Raw genomic sequence first — 17,002 nt, 5'->3', positions numbered from 1 at the left:
GCTCCACGGGGGTCACCGCAGGGCGTGGCCGAGGCCCACCCCGGCCCAGGCCGCGCCCAGCCCGCACACCAGGCTCGCCACGACGTTCAGCACCGCGTACCCCCGGGCGCCGTCCTCGGCCAGCCGCAGCGTCTCGTAGGAGAACGTCGAGTACGTCGTCAGCGCCCCGCACAGGCCCGTGCCCAGCAGCAACCGCAGCCGTTCCCCGGGCGCCGCCCCCGTGAGCACGCCCAGCACCAGGCACCCCACCACGTTGACGACGAACGTGCCCCAGGGGAACACCGAGTCGTGCCGCGCCTGCACCGCACGGTCGGTCAGATAGCGCAGCGGGGCGCCGGCCATGGCCCCCGCCACCACGAGCAGCCACGTCACGCGGGCCCCTCCCCGGGCGCCTCCTCCGGCGCCGCGCGGCCGCCGTACCGCACGACCCGTACGGGCTCCAGGGTGACCGGGCCCGTCACGCCCAGCTCGTCCAGGACCGGCAGGAAGGCCCGCACCCGGTCCTCGGTGTCGACGACCACCACGGCCACCGGAAGGTCCTCGCTCAGCGACAGCAGCCGCGCCGTGTGCACCACCGAGGAGGCGCCGAAGCCCTCCACGCCGCGGAACACGCTCGCACCGGCCAGCCCGGCGGCGTGCGCCCGGTGCACGATCTCGGAGTACAGGGGGCGGTGGCCGTGCACATCGGACTCGCCGACGTACGCCGTCAGCCGCACCGCGGCGCCCGGCAGGCTCATCGCCGCCTCCCCAGCGCCAGCCGCGTGACCGCGGACCCGGCCCACACCGCCGCCATCGCGCCCAGCAGCGTGCCCACCAGGCAGCCCGCCGCGGCGGCCTGGCGGCCCTCCGTCACCAGCCGGTGCACGTCCACCGCGTACGTGGAGAACGTGGTGAAGCCGCCGAGCACCCCCGTGCCGAGGAACGGCCGCACCAGGCGGTGCGGCGTGCCCCGCTCGGCAATCGTCACCAGCAGGACACCGATGAGGGCGCATCCCACGACGTTGACGCCCAGCGTCGTCCAGGGGAACCCGCCCGGCGCCGTGGGCCACAGCAGCCCGGCGCCGTAACGGGCCGCCGCCCCCACGCCACCGCCGGCGGACACCGCGCACACCACCGGCCCCTGCCCCGCACCACCGCGCCGCGGCACCGCCGCGCCCGTGCTGCCGGGGCCGGTCACCGGCCCCGCCTGAGTCGTTCCCACCGCGTCAGGCTAACGCGGGGCGCACACGTCCCCCCGGTACGCCCGCCGCGGCACGCCCCCGCCGCGCCCCGGCGCTCCGGCGCGGGCCCCGGGCACGCGCCCCGGGTTGGCAGGAAACCGGCGCTTCCCCCCGCCGTCGCTGGGCAGCCTTCTGGCCTGTCCGGTCGCCTCCGCCGCCCCCGCGGACCGCCGCCGTTCAGGGGCCGCGGCCGCCGCAGCCGATCGCAGCCGACCGCCGTCGATCCAGGGAGTCCGCGATGACGAAGCACCACCGGCAGCTGCCGCCCCCGGCCGCGCCCCGCACCGTGTCGCCCCAGCTCCAGCGCGCCAAGATGCTCGACCGGGTCGAGGAGCGGCTGCGCGCCGTCCTGGACGAGGAGCACCGCCGCTGGCGCACCACCGACGCGCGCGGCGCGGGCCTCGTCGAGTCCCTCGCCGAACTCGTCTCGGCGGGCGGCGACCGCGCCCGGCCCACCGTCTTCCTCACCGGCTACCTCGCGGCCGGCGGCGACCCCGGCGCCCCCGCCCCCGTCGACGCCGCCGCCGCACTGGAACTCCTGGACACCTGCACCCTCATACGCGCCGACATACGCGAGAACGCCGCCCTGCGCAGAGGGATCCCCACCCTCCATGTCAGCCGCGCCGCCGAGCACGAGCACGGCGGCTGGGCGGGCGAGGCCCGCCGCTTCGGCGAGGCGTCCGCCACCCTCGCCGGCGACCTCGCCCTGGCCCTCGCCGACCGGCTCGCCGCCCGCCTGCCCGCCGAGCCGTGGCGCGTGTGGGACGAACTGCGCCGCGAACGGACCATCGGCAGCTACGGCCACCAGGCCCTGGCCGCCGAGTACCTGGAGGACCCCTGGCCCGGCCGGTGCGTCGCCGGCTGCGACCGCGGCTGCTCGGCCGGCTGGTACGCCCTGCGCCACCCCCTGCGCCTGGGTGCCGCCCTCGCCGCCCGCCCCGACCTGGACGCCGTCTACGCCGCGTACGCCCGCCCCCTGCACGCCGCCTGGCGGCTGCGCGGCTTCCTCGACGGCGGCCCCGAGTTCACCTGGGACGCGGAAATGCTGCGCGAACTGCTGCTGGACGCCGAGGAACGCGACACGGCCGAGCGCCTCATCGACGAACTCGTCTGCCGCGCCCGCCACACGGTGGCCGCCCCGCCCCTCGCCGAGGGCTGGCGCGAGGAACTGGCGGCCTTCGCGGTACGGGTGGCGGCGCGGGACGCGTGAAGGGAGCGCCGGGCGTCAGCGCGGTACGGAAATGGCCGTCACCACCAGCCCGTCCCGTACCGCCCAGCGCCCCTCGAAGCCCGACAGCCGGCCGCCCGTCGCGGCCCGCAGGGGCGCCGGGTCGAGGATGCGCGCCCGGAACGTGCCCTCCGTGCCCGACGCGTCGGCGGCGAGGTCCAGCACCGCGTCCTGGAAGTCCAGCCACATCGTCGTGAGCGGGAACCACGCCTTGTAGACGCTCTCCTTGGCGCTGAACAGCAGCCGGTCCCAGTGCACGCCGGGCCGCGCCGCCGCCAGCCGGGCCAGCGGCCCGTGCTCCTCCGGGCGCGTGATCAGCCCGCGCACGCCGTCGTTCGGCAGCGGCGCGTGCACCTCCGCGTCCACGCCCACCGTGAGCACGTCCGCGGCCCGCGCCACGGCCGCCGCCCGGTAGCCCTCGCAGTGCGTCATGCTGCCGATGACCCCGGCCGGCCACTGTGGTGCGCCGCGCTGCCCCGGCAGGATGGGCGCGGGCGCCACGCCCAGCCGGCCCAGCGCCGTCCGCGCGCAGGCGCGCACGGTGGCGAATTCCCGGCGGCGTTTGTCCACGGCACCGGCCACGAGGGCCGCCTCCTCGGGAAAGAGCCCCGCGACGTGGTCGGGGTCGCGGAAGGACTCCACGACCTCGATGCCGGGAATCAGCAGCGCGCCCAGGAATTCCGCCGCGGCACCCTCTCGCCCGGCTGCCGGTTCCGCTTCTGTTTCCGCTCGTGTTTCCGTTCCGGAAATGGTCCTGCCCCCATTCGTGCTGCCCTGCCCGCCGGTCGGCTCGTCGTATGCGCGGAAAAGTATGCGGGGCCGCCCGGGGCCGCCGGAACCCCGGCCGGCCGGAAATCCCATGCGGAAACCCCTATTCCTGTTCATCCGACCGCAGCAAGATCTCACCCGGACGCCGCGCCCACGAAACCTTTGTCCTTTTCGGACGTTGATCCGGGCTCCCGGCCCCCCTGGGCCGGGAGCCCGTCCCGTACGACCGAGCAAAGGTGTCTCCCCATGTCACGAATCGCCAAGGCAGCAGTCGTCACCGCCGCCGTCGGCGCCACGCTCGCCGGTGTCGCCGGCAGCGCGGTGGCCGATGCCGGAGCGAAGGGTGTCGCCGCCGGCTCCCCGGGTGTCATCTCGGGGAACGTCATCCAGGTCCCCATCCACATCCCGATCAACCTCTGCGGCAACTCCATCGACATCCTCGGCCTGCTCAACGCCGCCTCCGGCAACGTCTGCATCAACGACTGACGCAGCGGCCGACGCAGCGGCCGACGAGTCCCCGGCGCGTCCCCCGCGCCGGGCCGCGGCTTCGGGACCCCTCCCCGGCCCGGAGCCGTCCTGGTGTGCAGGGCGCCCGACCCGGCCGACGCCGGCGGGCGCCCTGCGCCCTTCCGGCGCCCCGCCGCCCGGCCCCATCGGGTGACGGTGCCCCGATTTGCGGGAACTCTCCCTAAGAGGACGGTTGCGCGACGACGGGGGACGCGCGGGCGGGGAGGGGGCGGGCCATGGTGGCCGGAGGTTCCGCGTACGACCGGGCGTGCGAGGCCCGGCGGCAGGAGCGCGAACTGCGCGAACAGTTGTGGGCGGCACGCCGCGAGGCGGAGCGGTGGGAGGCGGCGAGCGAGGGCGAGCGCAGGGTCGCGGCCCAGCTGCTGATGCTCACCGGCCGCGGCTGGCACCTGCTGGTGGACCGGCGCTGGCCGGGCACCCGCGCCGCCAACGTGGACATGCTCCTCGTCGGGCCCGGCGGGGTGTTCGTCATCGACGTGAAGACCTGGCGGGCCGCCCCCGAGGCGGCCGGCGGCCGGCTCACCGCCGGGCGGCAGCCGCGCGACGGCGAGGTCCGCAAGCTGCTGGCGGTCACCCGCGTCACCGAGGCGGCCCTCGCGCCGCTCGGCCTGTCACCGGTGGCCGTGCAGCCGCTGATGGTGTTCTCCGGCCGCTCCTTCGACGCGGCCCTGGGGAGAGTGCGGCTGCTGGGCGAGCGCGAGGTGGCGCCCGCCCTGCTGACGGAACGGGTGCGGCTGAGCGCCGCCATGGTGCGGGTGGTCGCCGCGCACCTGGAGACGGTGTTCCCGGCGTACGAGACCTCGTCGGCCGGGCCCGCGCCGGCCGGGACCCCCTCGGCCGCCGGGCCGCTGCCGCCGGCACCCGTGGCACCCGTGGCGCCGGTGACGCCCCTCCCCATAAGGGCCGCAGCGCACGACGAGGACGCCCTCTTCGACGTCGGCGCCCTGCGCGACGCCGCCGCGAAGGCGGCCCGGCGCGGGCCGATCGAGCAGTGGATGACGTTCCTGCACCCCGACCAGGTGGCGCTGGTGCGCCGCAACTGGTCCGGCCCCGCCCGCATCGGCGGCCCCGCCGGCACCGGCAAGACCGTCGTGGCCCTGCACCGCGCCGCGCACCTGGCGCAGCGCACGACGGGACGCATCCTCTACGTGACGTTCGCCAGCAACCTGCCGCGCGTGCAGCGCACCTTCCTGCGCACCATGTCCCCGGCCGTCGTCGGCCGGGTGGAGTTCCGCAGCCTGCACGCGTGGGCCCGGGCGTTCCTGGAGGAGCGGGGCATTGCGCACCGGCTGCACGGGGGCCGCGCCGAGGACGCGTTCAGCCGGGCCTGGGTGCGGCGCGGCCGCGACAGCGTGCTGTCGGCCCTCGACCCGTCACCGCGCTACTGGCGCGAGGAGATCGACTGCGTCATCAAGGGGCGCGGCATCACCTCGTTCGAGGAGTACGCCACCCTGCGCCGGCACCGCCGCCGCGCCGCCCTGCGCCGCCCGCACCGCGAGGCCGTGTGGGAGCTGTACGAGGAGTACGAGCGGCTGCGCACCGAGCGCGGGGTGCACGACTTCAACGACATCCTGACGCTCGCCCTGGCCGAGGCCAGCGCCCGGCCGGGCCGGTCCCCTTACGCGGCGGTGATAGCGGACGAGGTGCAGGACCTCACCCTTGTGGGCGTACGGCTGCTGCACGCCCTGGTGGGCGACGCGCCCAACGGGCTGCTGCTGGTCGGCGACGGCCAGCAGGCCGTCTATCCGGGCGGCTACCGGTTGTCCGACGCCGGCATCGACGTCCGCGGCGACCGCGGCCAGGTGCTGCGCACCAACTACCGCAACGCCAAGGCCATCCTGGACGCCGCGCTGGCGGTCGTCGCGGACGACGCCTTCGAGGACATCGACGGCAGCCGGCTCGCCGGCCGCCGCGACATCCACCCCACGTACCACGACGGCCAGGTCACCCGGGCCGTCTTCACCGACCCGCAGGCCCGGGACGCGGCCCTGCTGGACGCCCTGCGCGCCCGCGGCCGGGCGTCCTGGCCCGACTCGGCGGTGCTGTGCCGCTCGCAGCGCGACGTGGGCCGCTACCGGCGGCTGCTGGAACGGGCAGGCATACCGGTGTGCGCGCTGGAACGGTACGACGGCCGCCCGGTGGCGGGCGTGAAGGTGGGCAGCTACCGGCGCGCCAAGGGGCTGGAGTTCAAGCACGTCCACCTGCCCGACCCGGGCCCCTGGCTGGAGCCCGTGCCGGACGGGGGCGGCCGGCCGGCGACGGCGTGGACGGCGTGGGCGCCGCCCGGCGCCGTCGACGACGAGATCGCGCTGGAACGGGCGCAGCTGGCGCGGGCCCAGCTGTTCGTGGCGATGACCCGGGCCCGGGACACGCTGTGGCTGGGCGTGGTGCGCGCGGCGGAGCAGGACGCGCGCCGGGAGGGCGCGGCGTACGAGCTGCGGGGCGCCGCCGTCACGCCGTACGACGCCCGGGGCCGCCACCGGGAGGCCCACGTCCCGTACGCGCCGTACGCACAGCCGGGCCGGGGCGCGTAGGCGCCCTACCGTAGGCAGCCCCGTGATGGGCCCGTGAGCACGGTGGTGAACGCCTGCTGCCCGTCCTGGTGGCCGGTGACGTGCACGGTGGTGGTGCGGGTGCCGCCGCTGACGCGGGCCTCGACGGTGCAGGGCCGGTCGAACTCGACGTAGCGGTCGAACGTGGCGGACACGGAGGCGGGCAGGAACGTGCCGGGTGCGGTGGCCAGCCGTGCCGCCTGGTGTGCGGCCTCGATCAGGACGAGGCCGGGCTGGTGGTCGACCGCGTGGTCGTACAGCGTGGTGTTGGTGAAGTCGCCGCGCAGCAGCCAGCGCAGGGGCTCGCCGGTGGGGGCGAGGACCACCTCGGGGGCGGTGGCGCGGCCCACGGACGCGGGCGGCACCGGGGCGGGCAGCGGCGGCTGGACGCGGACGGGCTCGGCGTGGTCTCCGCGCAGCCGCCGGTAGACGACGGGCGGTATCCATGAGAAGCCGGTGGCGGCGGTCCCGAAGACGTGGCCGTCGCGGAGGACGGTCATGTCCAGGTGCAGACCGGTCGTGCGGTTGCCGCGGCGCTCGGTCTCGGTGCAGGAGACCATGATGTCGAGGGCGGCGCGGGCGCCGGTGACGACCGGCCGGCCGGCGTCGAAGGAGAACGCGAAGGTGCGCAGCAGCACGGCGTGGGGGAGGGGGGCGCCGAACTCGGCGTGGGCGAGGAGCAGTCCGGCCTGGCGCACGGTCTGGGCCGTGACGAGGGACTCGTGGCGGGTGCCGCAGCCGGGTACCTCGGTGCTCGTGCCGGCCGGCCACTCGGCGGTGACCAGGTAGGTGGTGGGGTCCAGCCGGGACCAGCCGGTGCAGTGCACCGCGTCGTCGGAGCTGAGGTGGACCAGCTCCCGGGGAACCGGCCGGCGACGGCGTATCGTGCTCATTTCCGGGCTCGATTCGACGACGCCGATGGTGCTGGGCGCGAGCAGTGTGTGGGACACGATTCCCCCCTGGGCCGGGATTCTGCGAGATGGTCGCGGGAGCGGCCGATGATAAGATACGAACTATCCGGTTTAATTTTTCGATCTGTCCAAGAGCAGTGCTCCGGCCGGCCCGGGCGGCGAGGGCCGTCCGGTGACGTCCGGGGGGCAGCAGTACAGGAGGTGTCCTCGTGGCGAAACAGGCACGGGGAATCCAGACCCGCCGCCAGATCCTCGAGGCGGCCGGTTCCGTGTTCGACGAGTGCGGGTACGAGCCCGCCACCATCGCGGAGATCCTCAGCCGCGCGGGAGTGACCAGGGGGGCCCTGTACTTCCACTTCGCCTCCAAGGAGGACCTGGCCCGCGGCGTGCTCGCCGAGGCGGTCACCGCCGAGGGCGTCCTGCCGCAGGAGACCAAGCTGCAGGAGTGGGTCGACGTGGGCATGGTGCTCGCCCACCGGCTGCCCAAGGAGCCGCTGCTCAGCGCCTCGATCAGGCTCTCCAGCGACCGCAAGGCACGGGCGCTGTTCGGTACGTCCTGGGCCGACTGGTCGGAGTTCCTCAGCGCCCAGCTGACCGAGGCGAAGGACCGCGGCGAGCTGCTGCCGCACGTGGACCCCGACCGCATCGCCCGGCTCTTCGTCGGGGCCTGGACGGGCGTGGAGATCACGTCCACGGCGCTGCGCGAGACCGGTGAGCTGGAGGCGGAGATCGCAGCGCTCTACGACTGCTTCCTCCCCAGCATCGCCGTCCCCGGGGTGCTGCGGACCCTGGACACGTCCCCGGACCGCGGGGCGCGGATGTGGCAGGCCCACCGCGCGCAGGGTGATCAGCCGGAGACCGACGACAGCGGCCCGCTGCCGGCCCGCGCCTGACGGAGGGCGGCAGGGCCGGACGTCAGGGCTGTCCCGGCGTCGTGACGGTGGCTGACGGGGCGGTAGGTACGGAGGTGGCTGGCTGCGCTTTCCACGATTCCCCCCTCGGGCTGTGGGGCCGGGGGCCGTTGCCCCGACGCGTCGGACGTTAACAAACCGGTGATCCTGTTTGTCAAGGATTCCGGCCGTCCCCGCCGGAGACCCTCAGAGGGGCGTCAGCCGCACGTCAGGACTGTGTGAAGAACCGGCCCGCGCGGCCGGCCCCCACCGTCGCCGGGGCGGGACACGGCCCGTACCAGAGTGCCCCTCAAACACCCGAGTGGCCAAGGAACTTAAGCGGGCGGACCGGGCACCGCCGGAACCGGCAACGGCCCGCCCCGGTCGTTGTATACGCCACCCACCGGCCACTCGCGCGCCACCGGGTGGCCGTAGACTCGCGGCAGGAACCTAGGGCGTGTCCGATGGGTCGGCACAGGCCCCGCGACGCCTGGCACGGCACCTCGCTGCGTTGTCGCATCACCCGAGTACGCCCAGTACGAGGGAGATGCTCCGCCTTGCGATGCACCGCACCAGACGCCGCGGGGCCCGCACCGACCCATCGGACACGCCCTAGCGGCAGGCACCTCAACCGACGCCGGGAGCACTCTTCGTGGGCGACCTCCGTACAACCCGACGCACCCCCCGGCGTACGGCCCGGGCGGCATGGCGCGCGGCCCGCCTCTTCGACGGCCACGCCCTCCACGAGGGCCCCGTCCTCGTCCTGGCCGAGGACGGCCGCATCACCGCCGTCGACCTCACCGGCGCGGCCCCGCCCGACGGCTTCCCCCTCACGGACCTCGGGGACGCGACGCTCCTGCCCGGCCTCGTCGACGCCCACAGCCACCTGGTCCTCGACCCGCTGCGGCCCATGGAGCCGCAGCTGACCGGCGACCCGGACGCCGCGGTGCTCGACCGGGCGCGCGAGCACGCCGCGGCCGCGCTGCGCGCGGGCATCACCACCGTCCGCGACCTCGGGGACCGCGGCCACCTGACGCTCCGGCTGCGCGAGGAGCTGGCGGCCGAGGACGCGCTCGCACCCGAACTCGTCCTGGCCGGGCCGCCCCTCACCCGTAGCGGTGGCCACTGCTGGTTCATGGGCGGCACGGTGGACACCGCGGCTGAGGCCGTCGCGGCCGTGGCGGAACGGGCCCGCCGGGGCGCCGACCTCGTCAAGATCATGGCCACCGGCGGCATGGCCACCCAGGGCTCCAACCCCCGCGGCACCCAGTACACGCCGGCCGAACTGCGCGCCGTCACGGACGCCGCGCACGCGCTCGGCCTGCCGGTCACCGCCCACGCCCACGCCGCCGGCGGCATCGCCGACGCCGTCGCGGCGGGCGTCGACGGCGTGGAGCACTGCACGTTCATGACGCCCGACGGGGTGCGGCTCGACCCCCGGACGGTGGACGCCATGGCGGAGGCCGGCACGTTCGTCGGCTGCACGGTCGTCAAGCCGCGCGCCGGCATGCCGGACGCGGTGCTGAGCACCATCGAGCCGTACTGGCGGAACCAGGCGTTCATGCACGCGCGCGGCGTCCCCGTCGTCTGCTGCACCGACGCCGGCATCAACCCGCACAAGCCGCACGACGTGCTGCCCGGCGACCTGGCGTACTTCGCGTCGCAGGTGACCACCAACCGCGAGGCGCTCACCTCGGTGACCGCCCTGGCCGCGCGCGCCTGCGGGCTCGGCGACCGCAAGGGCCGCGTGGCACCGGGGTACGACGCGGACCTCCTCGCGGTCGACGGCCACCCGCTCCGCGACATCGGGGCGGTGGCGCGCGTACGGGCGGTGGTGCGCGCCGGCCGGCCGGTCACCGGGCACGTGCCGGGCCCGGCGGGTGCTGGGGCGGGTGCCCGCCCGGGTGCCCGGGCGAGTGCTCAGGCGGAGGCGGCCGGGGAGGCCTGACGGCGGAAGCCGTCGGCGAAGGAGCGCACCGGGCGCGACCGCAGCGCCCGGTGCAGCCGCAGCAGGTGCCGGATCTCGCGGGGGACGGTCGACCGGTCGGCCACCACCTCCGGCAACAGGTCCTTGTCCAGGTCCTCGTGGTGCACCTTGGGCAGGCCCTCGACGGCGTCGCGCCGCGTCACCTCGATCCAGCAGGCCGTCGCCACCAGCCGCTCCCGGCCGCGCCCCACCTCGTCCAGCAGCTCCGGCGTCGCCCAGCCGTCGTGCAGGAACGTGATGCTGTCGTGGATCTCGATGACGCGCTGGTGCAGCAGCTCCCAGCTGTCGCCGCGGGCCAGCAGGTCGGTGGTGCGCGAGGGCGGCGGGACGACGACGAGCTCCGGGGTCGCCCGGCGCAGCAGCAGCCACAGGCCGTGCAGCCGCTGCCGCCGGTACCAGTGGACGGCGGCCTGCCGCAGCGGTTCGACGGCGGCCAGCGAACAGCCGAGCGCGACGAGCACGAACCGCGCGAACGAGCACCAGAAGCCGAGGAGCTGGAGCCAGCCGGGCGCGTCGGTGTACCAGCGGACGCCCCGGACGACCAGGTACGGCAGTTCGGCGCTGGTGCCCAGCGCGAGGGCGAGCACGCTCAGCCGCAGCACGGGGCTGCGCATGGTGAGGCCGTCGCGCCAGAAGCAGGCGGCGGCGCCGACGGCGGTGACGGTGCCGAAGGTGATCCAGCAGGCGGCGTACCCGGCCCACCAGCCGTGGGCCTGTGCGCCGAAACGATCCGGCACGGGGGTGACGGCGAAGAACGCGAACGCGAGCACCGCCATGGTGGCGGCACACACCACGGGCGCCCGGCGCAGCCAGGCGGGGACGCGGTGGCCGGCGGCGTGCAGCGTCACCGAGAACCACCACACGGCGGTGAAGTCGCAGAGCGCGATCAGGGCCACGGCCAGTTCGCCGGCCTTGGGCACGCCGGTGACGTCGTCGACCCAGTGGCCCATCTGCTGCTGGATGAACAGCGCGCCCGTGGCCAGCAGCGCCAGCACGATCCAGACGGGCCGCTGCGCCGGCCGCCGCAGGGCGGGCAGCCGCAGGACGAGCACCGACCACACGACGAAGAGGATGACGCCACGGGCCGTCTCGACCCAGGCGGGAACATCATGCACGGCCGGCTCCGAGCAGGTCCTCGGCCCGTCGCTCCACGGGGCTGATGCCCTTGGGCCGCATCCGGCCGGCGGCCTTGAGCACCATGGAGGAGAAGGTCTCGGCCAGTTCCTCCTCGGCGTCGTTGCACGCCTTGCCCTTCGCGCGCGCCTCGGCGGCGACGTCCCGCAGCGCGGTGCCGTGCCCGGCGAGCATGTGGCAGATCTCGTGCAGCACGATGTGGTCGCGGTAGTAACCGGTCGCCGACGAACGGTGGATGATGTGGTCGCTGCGGCCGTCGTCGTACCACATGCCGAAGGGCAGGGCGGGCAGGTCGGCGGAGTGCAGCTTCACCGGCCGCCCCCGCATCCGGCCCAGCGCCTCGCACAGCACGGTGATGTCCCAGGGCTGCGGGAGCTCGGGGAGCAGCGCCACCAGCCGCCGCGCCTCCGCCCGCACATGCTTGTTGGCCACGGGCTCACCCCTCCTTCGTGTCCGCGGGCACCGCCGGCTCACGCTTTCCCACTCGGCACGCTCGCCCGGTCACGTCTCATCGCCGCCCTCCCTGGCCTCCGCCCTCGGCAGCCGGCGACCTCCCCCAGGCGCACGGCCCGGCGAGTGTACAGACTGGCCGCCCCCTGCCCACAGGACAACCCGTCGGTACCCCTACCGCAGCGATCCGGCCACCGGCCGAACCCCGTTGCCCCGCCGGGGGCCGCGGGCGAGAATCCGGGCATGACCTCCGTGGTACGTCATGTGACGATCGACAGCCGCGACGCGTACGCCCTCGCGAGCTTCTGGTCGCAGGTCCTGGACCTGCCCCTGGGCGAGGACGACAAGCCGGGCGACCCCGAGGCCCTGATCGAGGCCGCGGGCCTCCTCTTCCAGACGGTCCCCGAACCCAAGTCCACCAAGAACCGCCTCCACTTCGACCTCCAGCCCCAGGACCGCACCCGCGACGAGGAGGTCACCCGCCTCCTCACCCTCGGCGCCACCCTGATCGCCGACCACCGCCACCCGGACGGCACGGGCTGGGCAGTCCTGGCGGACCCGGAGGGCAACGAATTCTGCGTGGAACGCAGCAAGGAGGAACGGGCGAGGACGGGGGGCTGACGGGCGGAATCCGCGGAGCCAAAAAGCCCCTCCGTCAGGGAGGGGCCACGATCGAGGAGCGAGCGCCCCCGGCAGGACTCGAACCTGCGGCCAAGCGCTTAGAAGGCGCCTGCTCTATCCACTGAGCTACGGGGGCCGGTGTGTGGGCGGTCGCGGACGGCTGAAGCCCCGGGCTCGGTGGTGCCGTGACCTTGCCGGGGACAAGGATAGGGCTCCGCGTACCTCGTCCCGGTTGCTTCACCTCCGTGACATCATGTGGAGGTTCGGTGAAGCGGTCCTGATAATCGCAGGCAGGTGCGATTTTCGCATCGTTTTTGACGCCTCACGGGCCGGGTGTTGTCTACTCGTTATCCCAGCATCTCGCACGCCACGCCTCGCACACCAGGGGCTATACGCTTCAAAATCATCCCAGAATTGGGCATTCTGCACGTGTGGCGACCTTGGATGTACGGCCCCGACTGCTTGACGCGCTGTCCGCACTGCGTGACCGCGTGGACGCCGCACGCTTCCCGCTCCCCCTTCCGGGCGCCGCCCGTGCCCGGCGGAACCGGGACGAGCTCCTGGCGCAGCTCGACGACTACTTGGTGCCCCGCCTGTGCGCTCCCGAAGCGCCGCTGCTCGCGGTCGTCGGGGGGTCCACGGGGGCGGGCAAGTCCACCCTCGTCAACTCGCTCGTGGGCCGGAGGGTCACTGAGGCGGGGGTGCTGCGGCCGACAACTCGCACACCAGTCCTCGTCTGCCATCCGGATGATCATCACTGGTTCGCCGGGCCCCGGGTGCTGCCCCGTCTGCGCCGTGTGTGGGTGCCGACGCAGGAAGGGGCCGCCGGGGCGTACGAGGCGGAGGCCCTGGAGACGCGGGATGCGCGGGATGTACGGGAGGGGGACGAGGAGGGCGGGACGGAGGAGGAGCCCCTCGCCCTCCGGATCGAGACCGACCGGGCCCTGCCGCAGGGCCTCGCCCTGCTCGACGCCCCCGACATCGACTCGCTCGTCGCGCGCAACCGCGACCTCGCCGCCGCCCTGATCTGCGCGGCCGACATCTGGGTGCTGGTGACCACCGCCACCCGCTACGCCGACGCCGTGCCCTGGCACCTGCTGCGCACCGCCAAGGAGTACGACGTCACGCTGGTGACCGTGCTCGACCGGGTGCCCCACCAGGTGGCCGTCGAGGTGTCGCGGCAGTACGACGCGCTGCTCGCGGACGCCGGCCTGGGCGACGTGCCCCGGTTCACCATCCCCGAACTCCCCGAGTCCGCGGACGGCAACGGCCTGTTGCCCGCCACCGCCGTCGCCGGGCTGCGCGCCTGGCTGACACAGCGCGCCGAGGACCCCGCCGCCAGGACGGTTGCCACGGCGCGCACGGCGCGCGGCGTGCTCTCCTCGCTGGGCGCACGCCTCCCCGGCCTGGCGGGCGCGTCGGCACTGCAGCACGCCGCGGCCGTACGCACCTTGCAGCGCGTGGAGGACGCGTACGGGCGCGCGGCGGAGCGCGTACGGCGTGAAGTCGCCGCCGGCGAGGCGCTGGCCGGCGACGCGCTCACCCACTGGCGCGGCTACCCCCACGACAGCACCCCCGACGAGCTGCTCACCGCGCTCACCGGCTCCGTGATCGCCCTGCTGACCTGCGCCGCCGACGCCGCCGACGAGGAGATCGCGGCCGCCTGCGCCGGCGACCCGGCGGCCGGTGCGGCCCTCGCTCCGCGCGACCCCGACGGCGCCGGAGGGCGCATCGGGGTGGCCGTACGCCGGTGGCGGCGCTGCCTGGAGGAGATCGCCCAGGAGGAGGTACGCGCCGCCGAGCGCGACCGCGGCCCCGAGGCCGAGCGCACCGCCGCCCTGCTGGCCACCGCCCTGCTCGGCGGCGGCAAGGCGCCGCGGGCCGGCGAGGCCCTCGTCGAGGTCCTCGGCGCGCAGGGCGCGCTGCGGCTCCGCGACCGGGGCGGTGACCTGCTCGCCGACTGCCTGGAGCAGGTGCTCGACACCGAACGGGACCGTCGCACGGCACCCCTGGAGGCCCTGGAGATGACCCCCGGCCACCAGGTGGAGCTGATCGCGGCGCTGTCCGTACTGCAGAAGGAGAGGTGACAGCCATGCCGTCGGCACGAGACGTGGACCGCAGCTGGGGCGACGGGCTGATCGCCCGCCGGGTGCGCCCGGAGCGCGGCCCCGGCGCCATGACGCAGGAGGGGTTGCTCATGCCACCCATCGCCCGCCCCGCGACCACCCCCGCGCCCCGCGCCGCCACCGTGTCACCCGTAGGGCAGGAACTCCGCCCCCGTCTCGACGCGTTGCGCGAACTGGTGGGCCTCTCCCGGGCCCGCCTCGACCGCCGTACGCTCGCCGAGGCCGGCCGGGTCCTGGAGGAGGCCGCCGCCCGCCAGCGGTACTCGCTCGACCTGACCGTGGTGGCCATCGCCGGGGCCACCGGCAGCGGCAAGTCCACGCTGTTCAACGCCCTCGCGCGGGCGCAGCTGTCGGAGGCGGGCGTGCGCCGCCCCACCACCGCCATGCCGCTGTCCTGCGCCTGGACCGACCGCGCCGACGGCCTGCTGGACCGCCTGGGCATCCCCCCGCGCGCCCGCCGCCAGCCCGTACGCCCCTACGACCCGGCCCTGAACGGCCTGGTCCTCCTCGACCTGCCCGACCACGACTCGGCGGCGGCCGGCCACCGCGAGCAGGTCGACCGGCTGCTCGGCCTGGTCGACGCCGTGATCTGGGTCGTGGACCCGGAGAAGTACGCCGACGCGGTGCTGCACGAGCGCTACCTGCGCCCGCTCGCCGGCTACGCCGAGGTGACCTTCGTCGTGCTCAACCAGGTGGACCGGCTGTCCGTCGACGCCGCCGACCAGGTCCTGGACGACCTCCGGCGGCTGCTGGACGAGGACGGCCTCGCCCTCGGCGAGCACGGCGAACCGGGCGCCGCCGTGCTCGCCCTGTCCGGGCTGACCGGCGAGGGCGTGGACGAACTGCGCGAGGCGCTCGGCATGTTCGTCGCCCGGCGCAGCGCCGCCGAGCTGCGCCTGATGGCCGACGTCGACGGCGTCTCGTCGCGGCTGCGCCCGGCGTACGTGGCCGACGGCCGGCCGGGGCTCACGCAGCGGGCCCGGCAGGAGTTCGAGGACCGGCTGGCCGAGGCGGTGGGCGCGCAGGCCGCGGGCCTCGCGGCGGAACGGGCGTGGCGGCGCGAGGCCGAGCGGGCCTGCGGCACCGCCATGACGCGGATCCGGTGCTGGCGCGAGCAGCGGGCCGAGGACGGGGCCGAGGGCGACGGCGGCGACGACTACGAGGGGCTGCCCGCCGTGCCGCGGCGCACGGCGTCGCGGCCGCTGGTGGAACGGGCCGTGCGGGCGCTGGCGTACGAGGCGTCCGCCGGGCTGCCGGGCCCCTGGGCGCAGGCCGTCCGCGAGGCGGCGGCGCGGGGCGCGGAGGGGCTGGCGGAGTCGCTGGACGAGGTCGCGGCGGGGAGCAGGCGCACGGGCGCCGCGATCCGCGCGGTACGGCCGCGGTGGTGGGCGATGGTGGCGGCGGCGCAGGGCGTGCTGCTGGCAGTGCAACTGCTGGGGCTGGCGTGGCTGGTGGGGCTCTGTACGCGGGAGTTCGGCGGCCCGTGGTGGCTGCCGGGCGCGCTGCTGGCCGGCGGCGGTGCGGGCGGCCCGGTGCTGGCGTGGTGCGCGGGGCTGGCGGCACGGGCGCCGGCGCGGGGGTACGGGCTGGTGACCGAGCACCGGCTGCGCGGTGCGGCCGCGGGGTGCGGCCGGGCCCGGGTGCTGGAACCGGTGGCTGCGGAGCTGCTGCGGTACCGGGAGGTCCGGGCGCAGTACGTGATCGCGGCGGGTGAGGTGTAGGTGTAGGGGGCGAGGCGTGGGGGGCCTGGGAACCCGTGCGTGACATGTGTGACGCCTGCGGGTGACGCGGTTTTCCACCATCGCGGGGTTGTCCACAGGTCCCGGCGGCGGGTGGCGGACGCGGGCACGATGGGCGCACGGAGCCGGCCGGAGAAGGGGCCGGCGCGTGCGAGGGGGAGGTGTGCGACATGCACGAGACGCTGGTGACGGTCGTGGGGAACGTGGCCACGCGCCCGGAGTTCCGCGAGGCGGCGAACGGGACGGTGAGCTGCCGCTTCCGGCTCGCGGCGACGGTGCGCCGCTGGGACCGGCGGCGCGAGGAGTGGGCGGACGCCTACACGAGCTTCTACACGGTGTGGGCCTGGCGCGTGCTGGCCGCCAACGTGGTCGCGTCGGTGTCGGTGGGGGAACCGGTCGTCGTGCAGGGAAAGTTGCGGATTCAGGAGCAGGAGCGCGACGGCAGACGGTGGTTGTCGGCGGACATCGACGCGGTGTCGGTCGGCCACGACCTGGCCCGGGGGACGTCGGCGTTCCGGCGGGTGGTGCAGGCCCGGCCCCTGCGCGGGACCGGCGCGACGGGGCAGCCCGGGGATCCCGGGGACCTGGGGGAGAAGCATGCGGAATCCGCCGGTGCGGAACCGCAGGCGGAGGCCGCCGCACCCCTGTGACGGGTGGGGTCCGGGTTGGTGATTTATCGACAAACGCGGGCTGGGCGGGGCCATCTGATAACGATTCCGATTCGGATCGCGCTCTCGAACGGATGAGTGGATTCCGGGTCCTGGCCGCTCCTTAAGATCCCGTCCATGACAACGGGGGCTCCTGAGCTTTGAGTTGCCCGGCGGGGCGCGCCCTCCCGCGGTCCGGGG

General features: G+C 75.3%; 16 protein-coding genes and 1 tRNA gene. 9 read left to right on the top strand and 8 right to left on the bottom strand.

Annotated features, from left to right (window positions below; genetic code table 11):
- Nucleotides 1–12: 12 nt before the first annotated feature.
- From crcB to IE305_RS08380, 3 genes are read right to left on the bottom strand one after another with little or no spacing between them, the layout of a single operon-like run.
- Nucleotides 13–372, bottom strand: a complete 360-nt coding sequence (gene crcB, locus IE305_RS08390; protein WP_190128790.1) for a fluoride efflux transporter CrcB — start codon at nucleotides 370–372, stop codon at nucleotides 13–15.
- On the bottom strand, nucleotides 369–737 hold the full coding sequence (locus IE305_RS08385) for a DUF190 domain-containing protein (RefSeq protein WP_190128789.1): 369 nt from the start codon (nucleotides 735–737) through the stop codon (nucleotides 369–371). The genes crcB and IE305_RS08385 overlap by 4 nt, the downstream gene beginning before the upstream one ends.
- A complete protein-coding gene (locus tag IE305_RS08380) occupies nucleotides 734–1,177 on the bottom strand; it encodes a fluoride efflux transporter FluC (RefSeq protein ID WP_229890747.1) in 444 nt (147 codons plus the stop codon). The genes IE305_RS08385 and IE305_RS08380 overlap by 4 nt, the downstream gene beginning before the upstream one ends.
- Before the next feature lie 281 nt (nucleotides 1,178–1,458).
- Here IE305_RS08380 and IE305_RS08375 point away from each other — a divergent pair, with 281 nt between their 5' ends.
- Complete coding sequence (locus tag IE305_RS08375) at nucleotides 1,459–2,430, top strand: polyprenyl synthetase family protein (protein ID WP_229890690.1); 972 nt, start codon at nucleotides 1,459–1,461, stop codon at nucleotides 2,428–2,430.
- A gap of 15 nt (nucleotides 2,431–2,445) precedes the next feature.
- Here IE305_RS08375 and IE305_RS08370 read toward each other — a convergent pair whose 3' ends face one another.
- Nucleotides 2,446–3,090 carry a 4'-phosphopantetheinyl transferase family protein gene (locus IE305_RS08370; protein WP_308440232.1) on the bottom strand — a complete coding sequence of 215 codons (645 nt, stop codon included), beginning with the start codon at nucleotides 3,088–3,090 and terminating at the stop codon, nucleotides 2,446–2,448.
- A 372-nt stretch (nucleotides 3,091–3,462) separates the two neighbouring features.
- On the opposite strand from IE305_RS08370, the gene IE305_RS08365 reads away from it, so the two are divergent.
- Together IE305_RS08365 and IE305_RS08360 are read left to right on the top strand one after the other, a co-directional pair.
- Nucleotides 3,463–3,702 (top strand): chaplin, encoded by a 240-nt coding sequence (locus IE305_RS08365; protein ID WP_190128786.1) that lies wholly within the window; start codon nucleotides 3,463–3,465, stop codon nucleotides 3,700–3,702.
- A gap of 257 nt (nucleotides 3,703–3,959) precedes the next feature.
- Nucleotides 3,960–6,278 (top strand): nuclease-related domain-containing DEAD/DEAH box helicase, encoded by a 2,319-nt coding sequence (locus IE305_RS08360; protein WP_190128785.1) that lies wholly within the window; start codon nucleotides 3,960–3,962, stop codon nucleotides 6,276–6,278.
- A gap of 5 nt (nucleotides 6,279–6,283) precedes the next feature.
- On the opposite strand, the gene IE305_RS08355 is transcribed toward IE305_RS08360, so the two are convergent.
- Entirely contained in the window at nucleotides 6,284–7,246 is a 963-nt protein-coding gene (locus tag IE305_RS08355; RefSeq protein ID WP_190128784.1) for a ScbA/BarX family gamma-butyrolactone biosynthesis protein, read from the bottom strand.
- 170 nt (nucleotides 7,247–7,416) lie between these two features.
- Between IE305_RS08355 and IE305_RS08350 the strand changes: the two genes are divergently transcribed.
- Together IE305_RS08350 and IE305_RS08345 are read left to right on the top strand one after the other, a co-directional pair.
- A complete protein-coding gene (locus IE305_RS08350) occupies nucleotides 7,417–8,100 on the top strand; it encodes a ScbR family autoregulator-binding transcription factor (protein ID WP_190128783.1) in 684 nt (227 codons plus the stop codon).
- 649 nt (nucleotides 8,101–8,749) lie between these two features.
- Nucleotides 8,750–10,045, top strand: coding sequence for an amidohydrolase family protein (locus IE305_RS08345; RefSeq protein ID WP_190128782.1), 1,296 nt, complete (start codon nucleotides 8,750–8,752; stop codon nucleotides 10,043–10,045).
- Here the strand turns inward: IE305_RS08345 and IE305_RS08340 are convergent.
- Complete coding sequence (locus tag IE305_RS08340; RefSeq protein WP_229890689.1) at nucleotides 10,018–11,199, bottom strand: DUF6545 domain-containing protein; 1,182 nt, start codon at nucleotides 11,197–11,199, stop codon at nucleotides 10,018–10,020. The two genes, IE305_RS08345 and IE305_RS08340, sit on opposite strands and share 28 nt — an antisense overlap.
- Nucleotides 11,192–11,650, bottom strand: a complete 459-nt coding sequence (locus IE305_RS08335) for a hypothetical protein (protein WP_229890688.1) — start codon at nucleotides 11,648–11,650, stop codon at nucleotides 11,192–11,194. Before IE305_RS08335 ends, IE305_RS08340 begins: the two co-directional genes overlap by 8 nt.
- A gap of 261 nt (nucleotides 11,651–11,911) precedes the next feature.
- On the opposite strand from IE305_RS08335, the gene IE305_RS08330 reads away from it, so the two are divergent.
- Complete coding sequence (locus tag IE305_RS08330; protein ID WP_190128781.1) at nucleotides 11,912–12,289, top strand: VOC family protein; 378 nt, start codon at nucleotides 11,912–11,914, stop codon at nucleotides 12,287–12,289.
- Nucleotides 12,290–12,352: 63 nt separating this feature from the next.
- Here the strand turns inward: IE305_RS08330 and IE305_RS08325 are convergent.
- A tRNA-Arg gene (locus IE305_RS08325) sits at nucleotides 12,353–12,425 on the bottom strand.
- 304 nt (nucleotides 12,426–12,729) lie between these two features.
- Here IE305_RS08325 and IE305_RS08320 point away from each other — a divergent pair.
- From IE305_RS08320 to IE305_RS08310, 3 genes are all read left to right on the top strand, one after another.
- The gene (locus IE305_RS08320; protein ID WP_190128996.1) at nucleotides 12,730–14,376 is read left to right on the top strand and encodes a dynamin family protein; all 1,647 of its coding nucleotides are present in this window, start codon (nucleotides 12,730–12,732) and stop codon (nucleotides 14,374–14,376) included.
- Between the two features lie 5 nt (nucleotides 14,377–14,381).
- Complete coding sequence (locus tag IE305_RS08315) at nucleotides 14,382–16,136, top strand: GTPase (protein ID WP_190128780.1); 1,755 nt, start codon at nucleotides 14,382–14,384, stop codon at nucleotides 16,134–16,136.
- A 188-nt stretch (nucleotides 16,137–16,324) separates the two neighbouring features.
- The gene (locus tag IE305_RS08310) at nucleotides 16,325–16,804 is read left to right on the top strand and encodes a single-stranded DNA-binding protein (protein ID WP_190128779.1); all 480 of its coding nucleotides are present in this window, start codon (nucleotides 16,325–16,327) and stop codon (nucleotides 16,802–16,804) included.
- Nucleotides 16,805–17,002: the final 198 nt, after the last annotated feature.

It is taken from the genome of Streptomyces mashuensis (genome assembly GCF_014654785.1).
Lineage (GTDB): Bacteria > Actinomycetota > Actinomycetes > Streptomycetales > Streptomycetaceae > Streptomyces > Streptomyces mashuensis.
The sequence above is the reverse complement of the archived record's forward strand: the minus strand, read 5'-3'. Positions and strand labels throughout refer to the sequence as shown.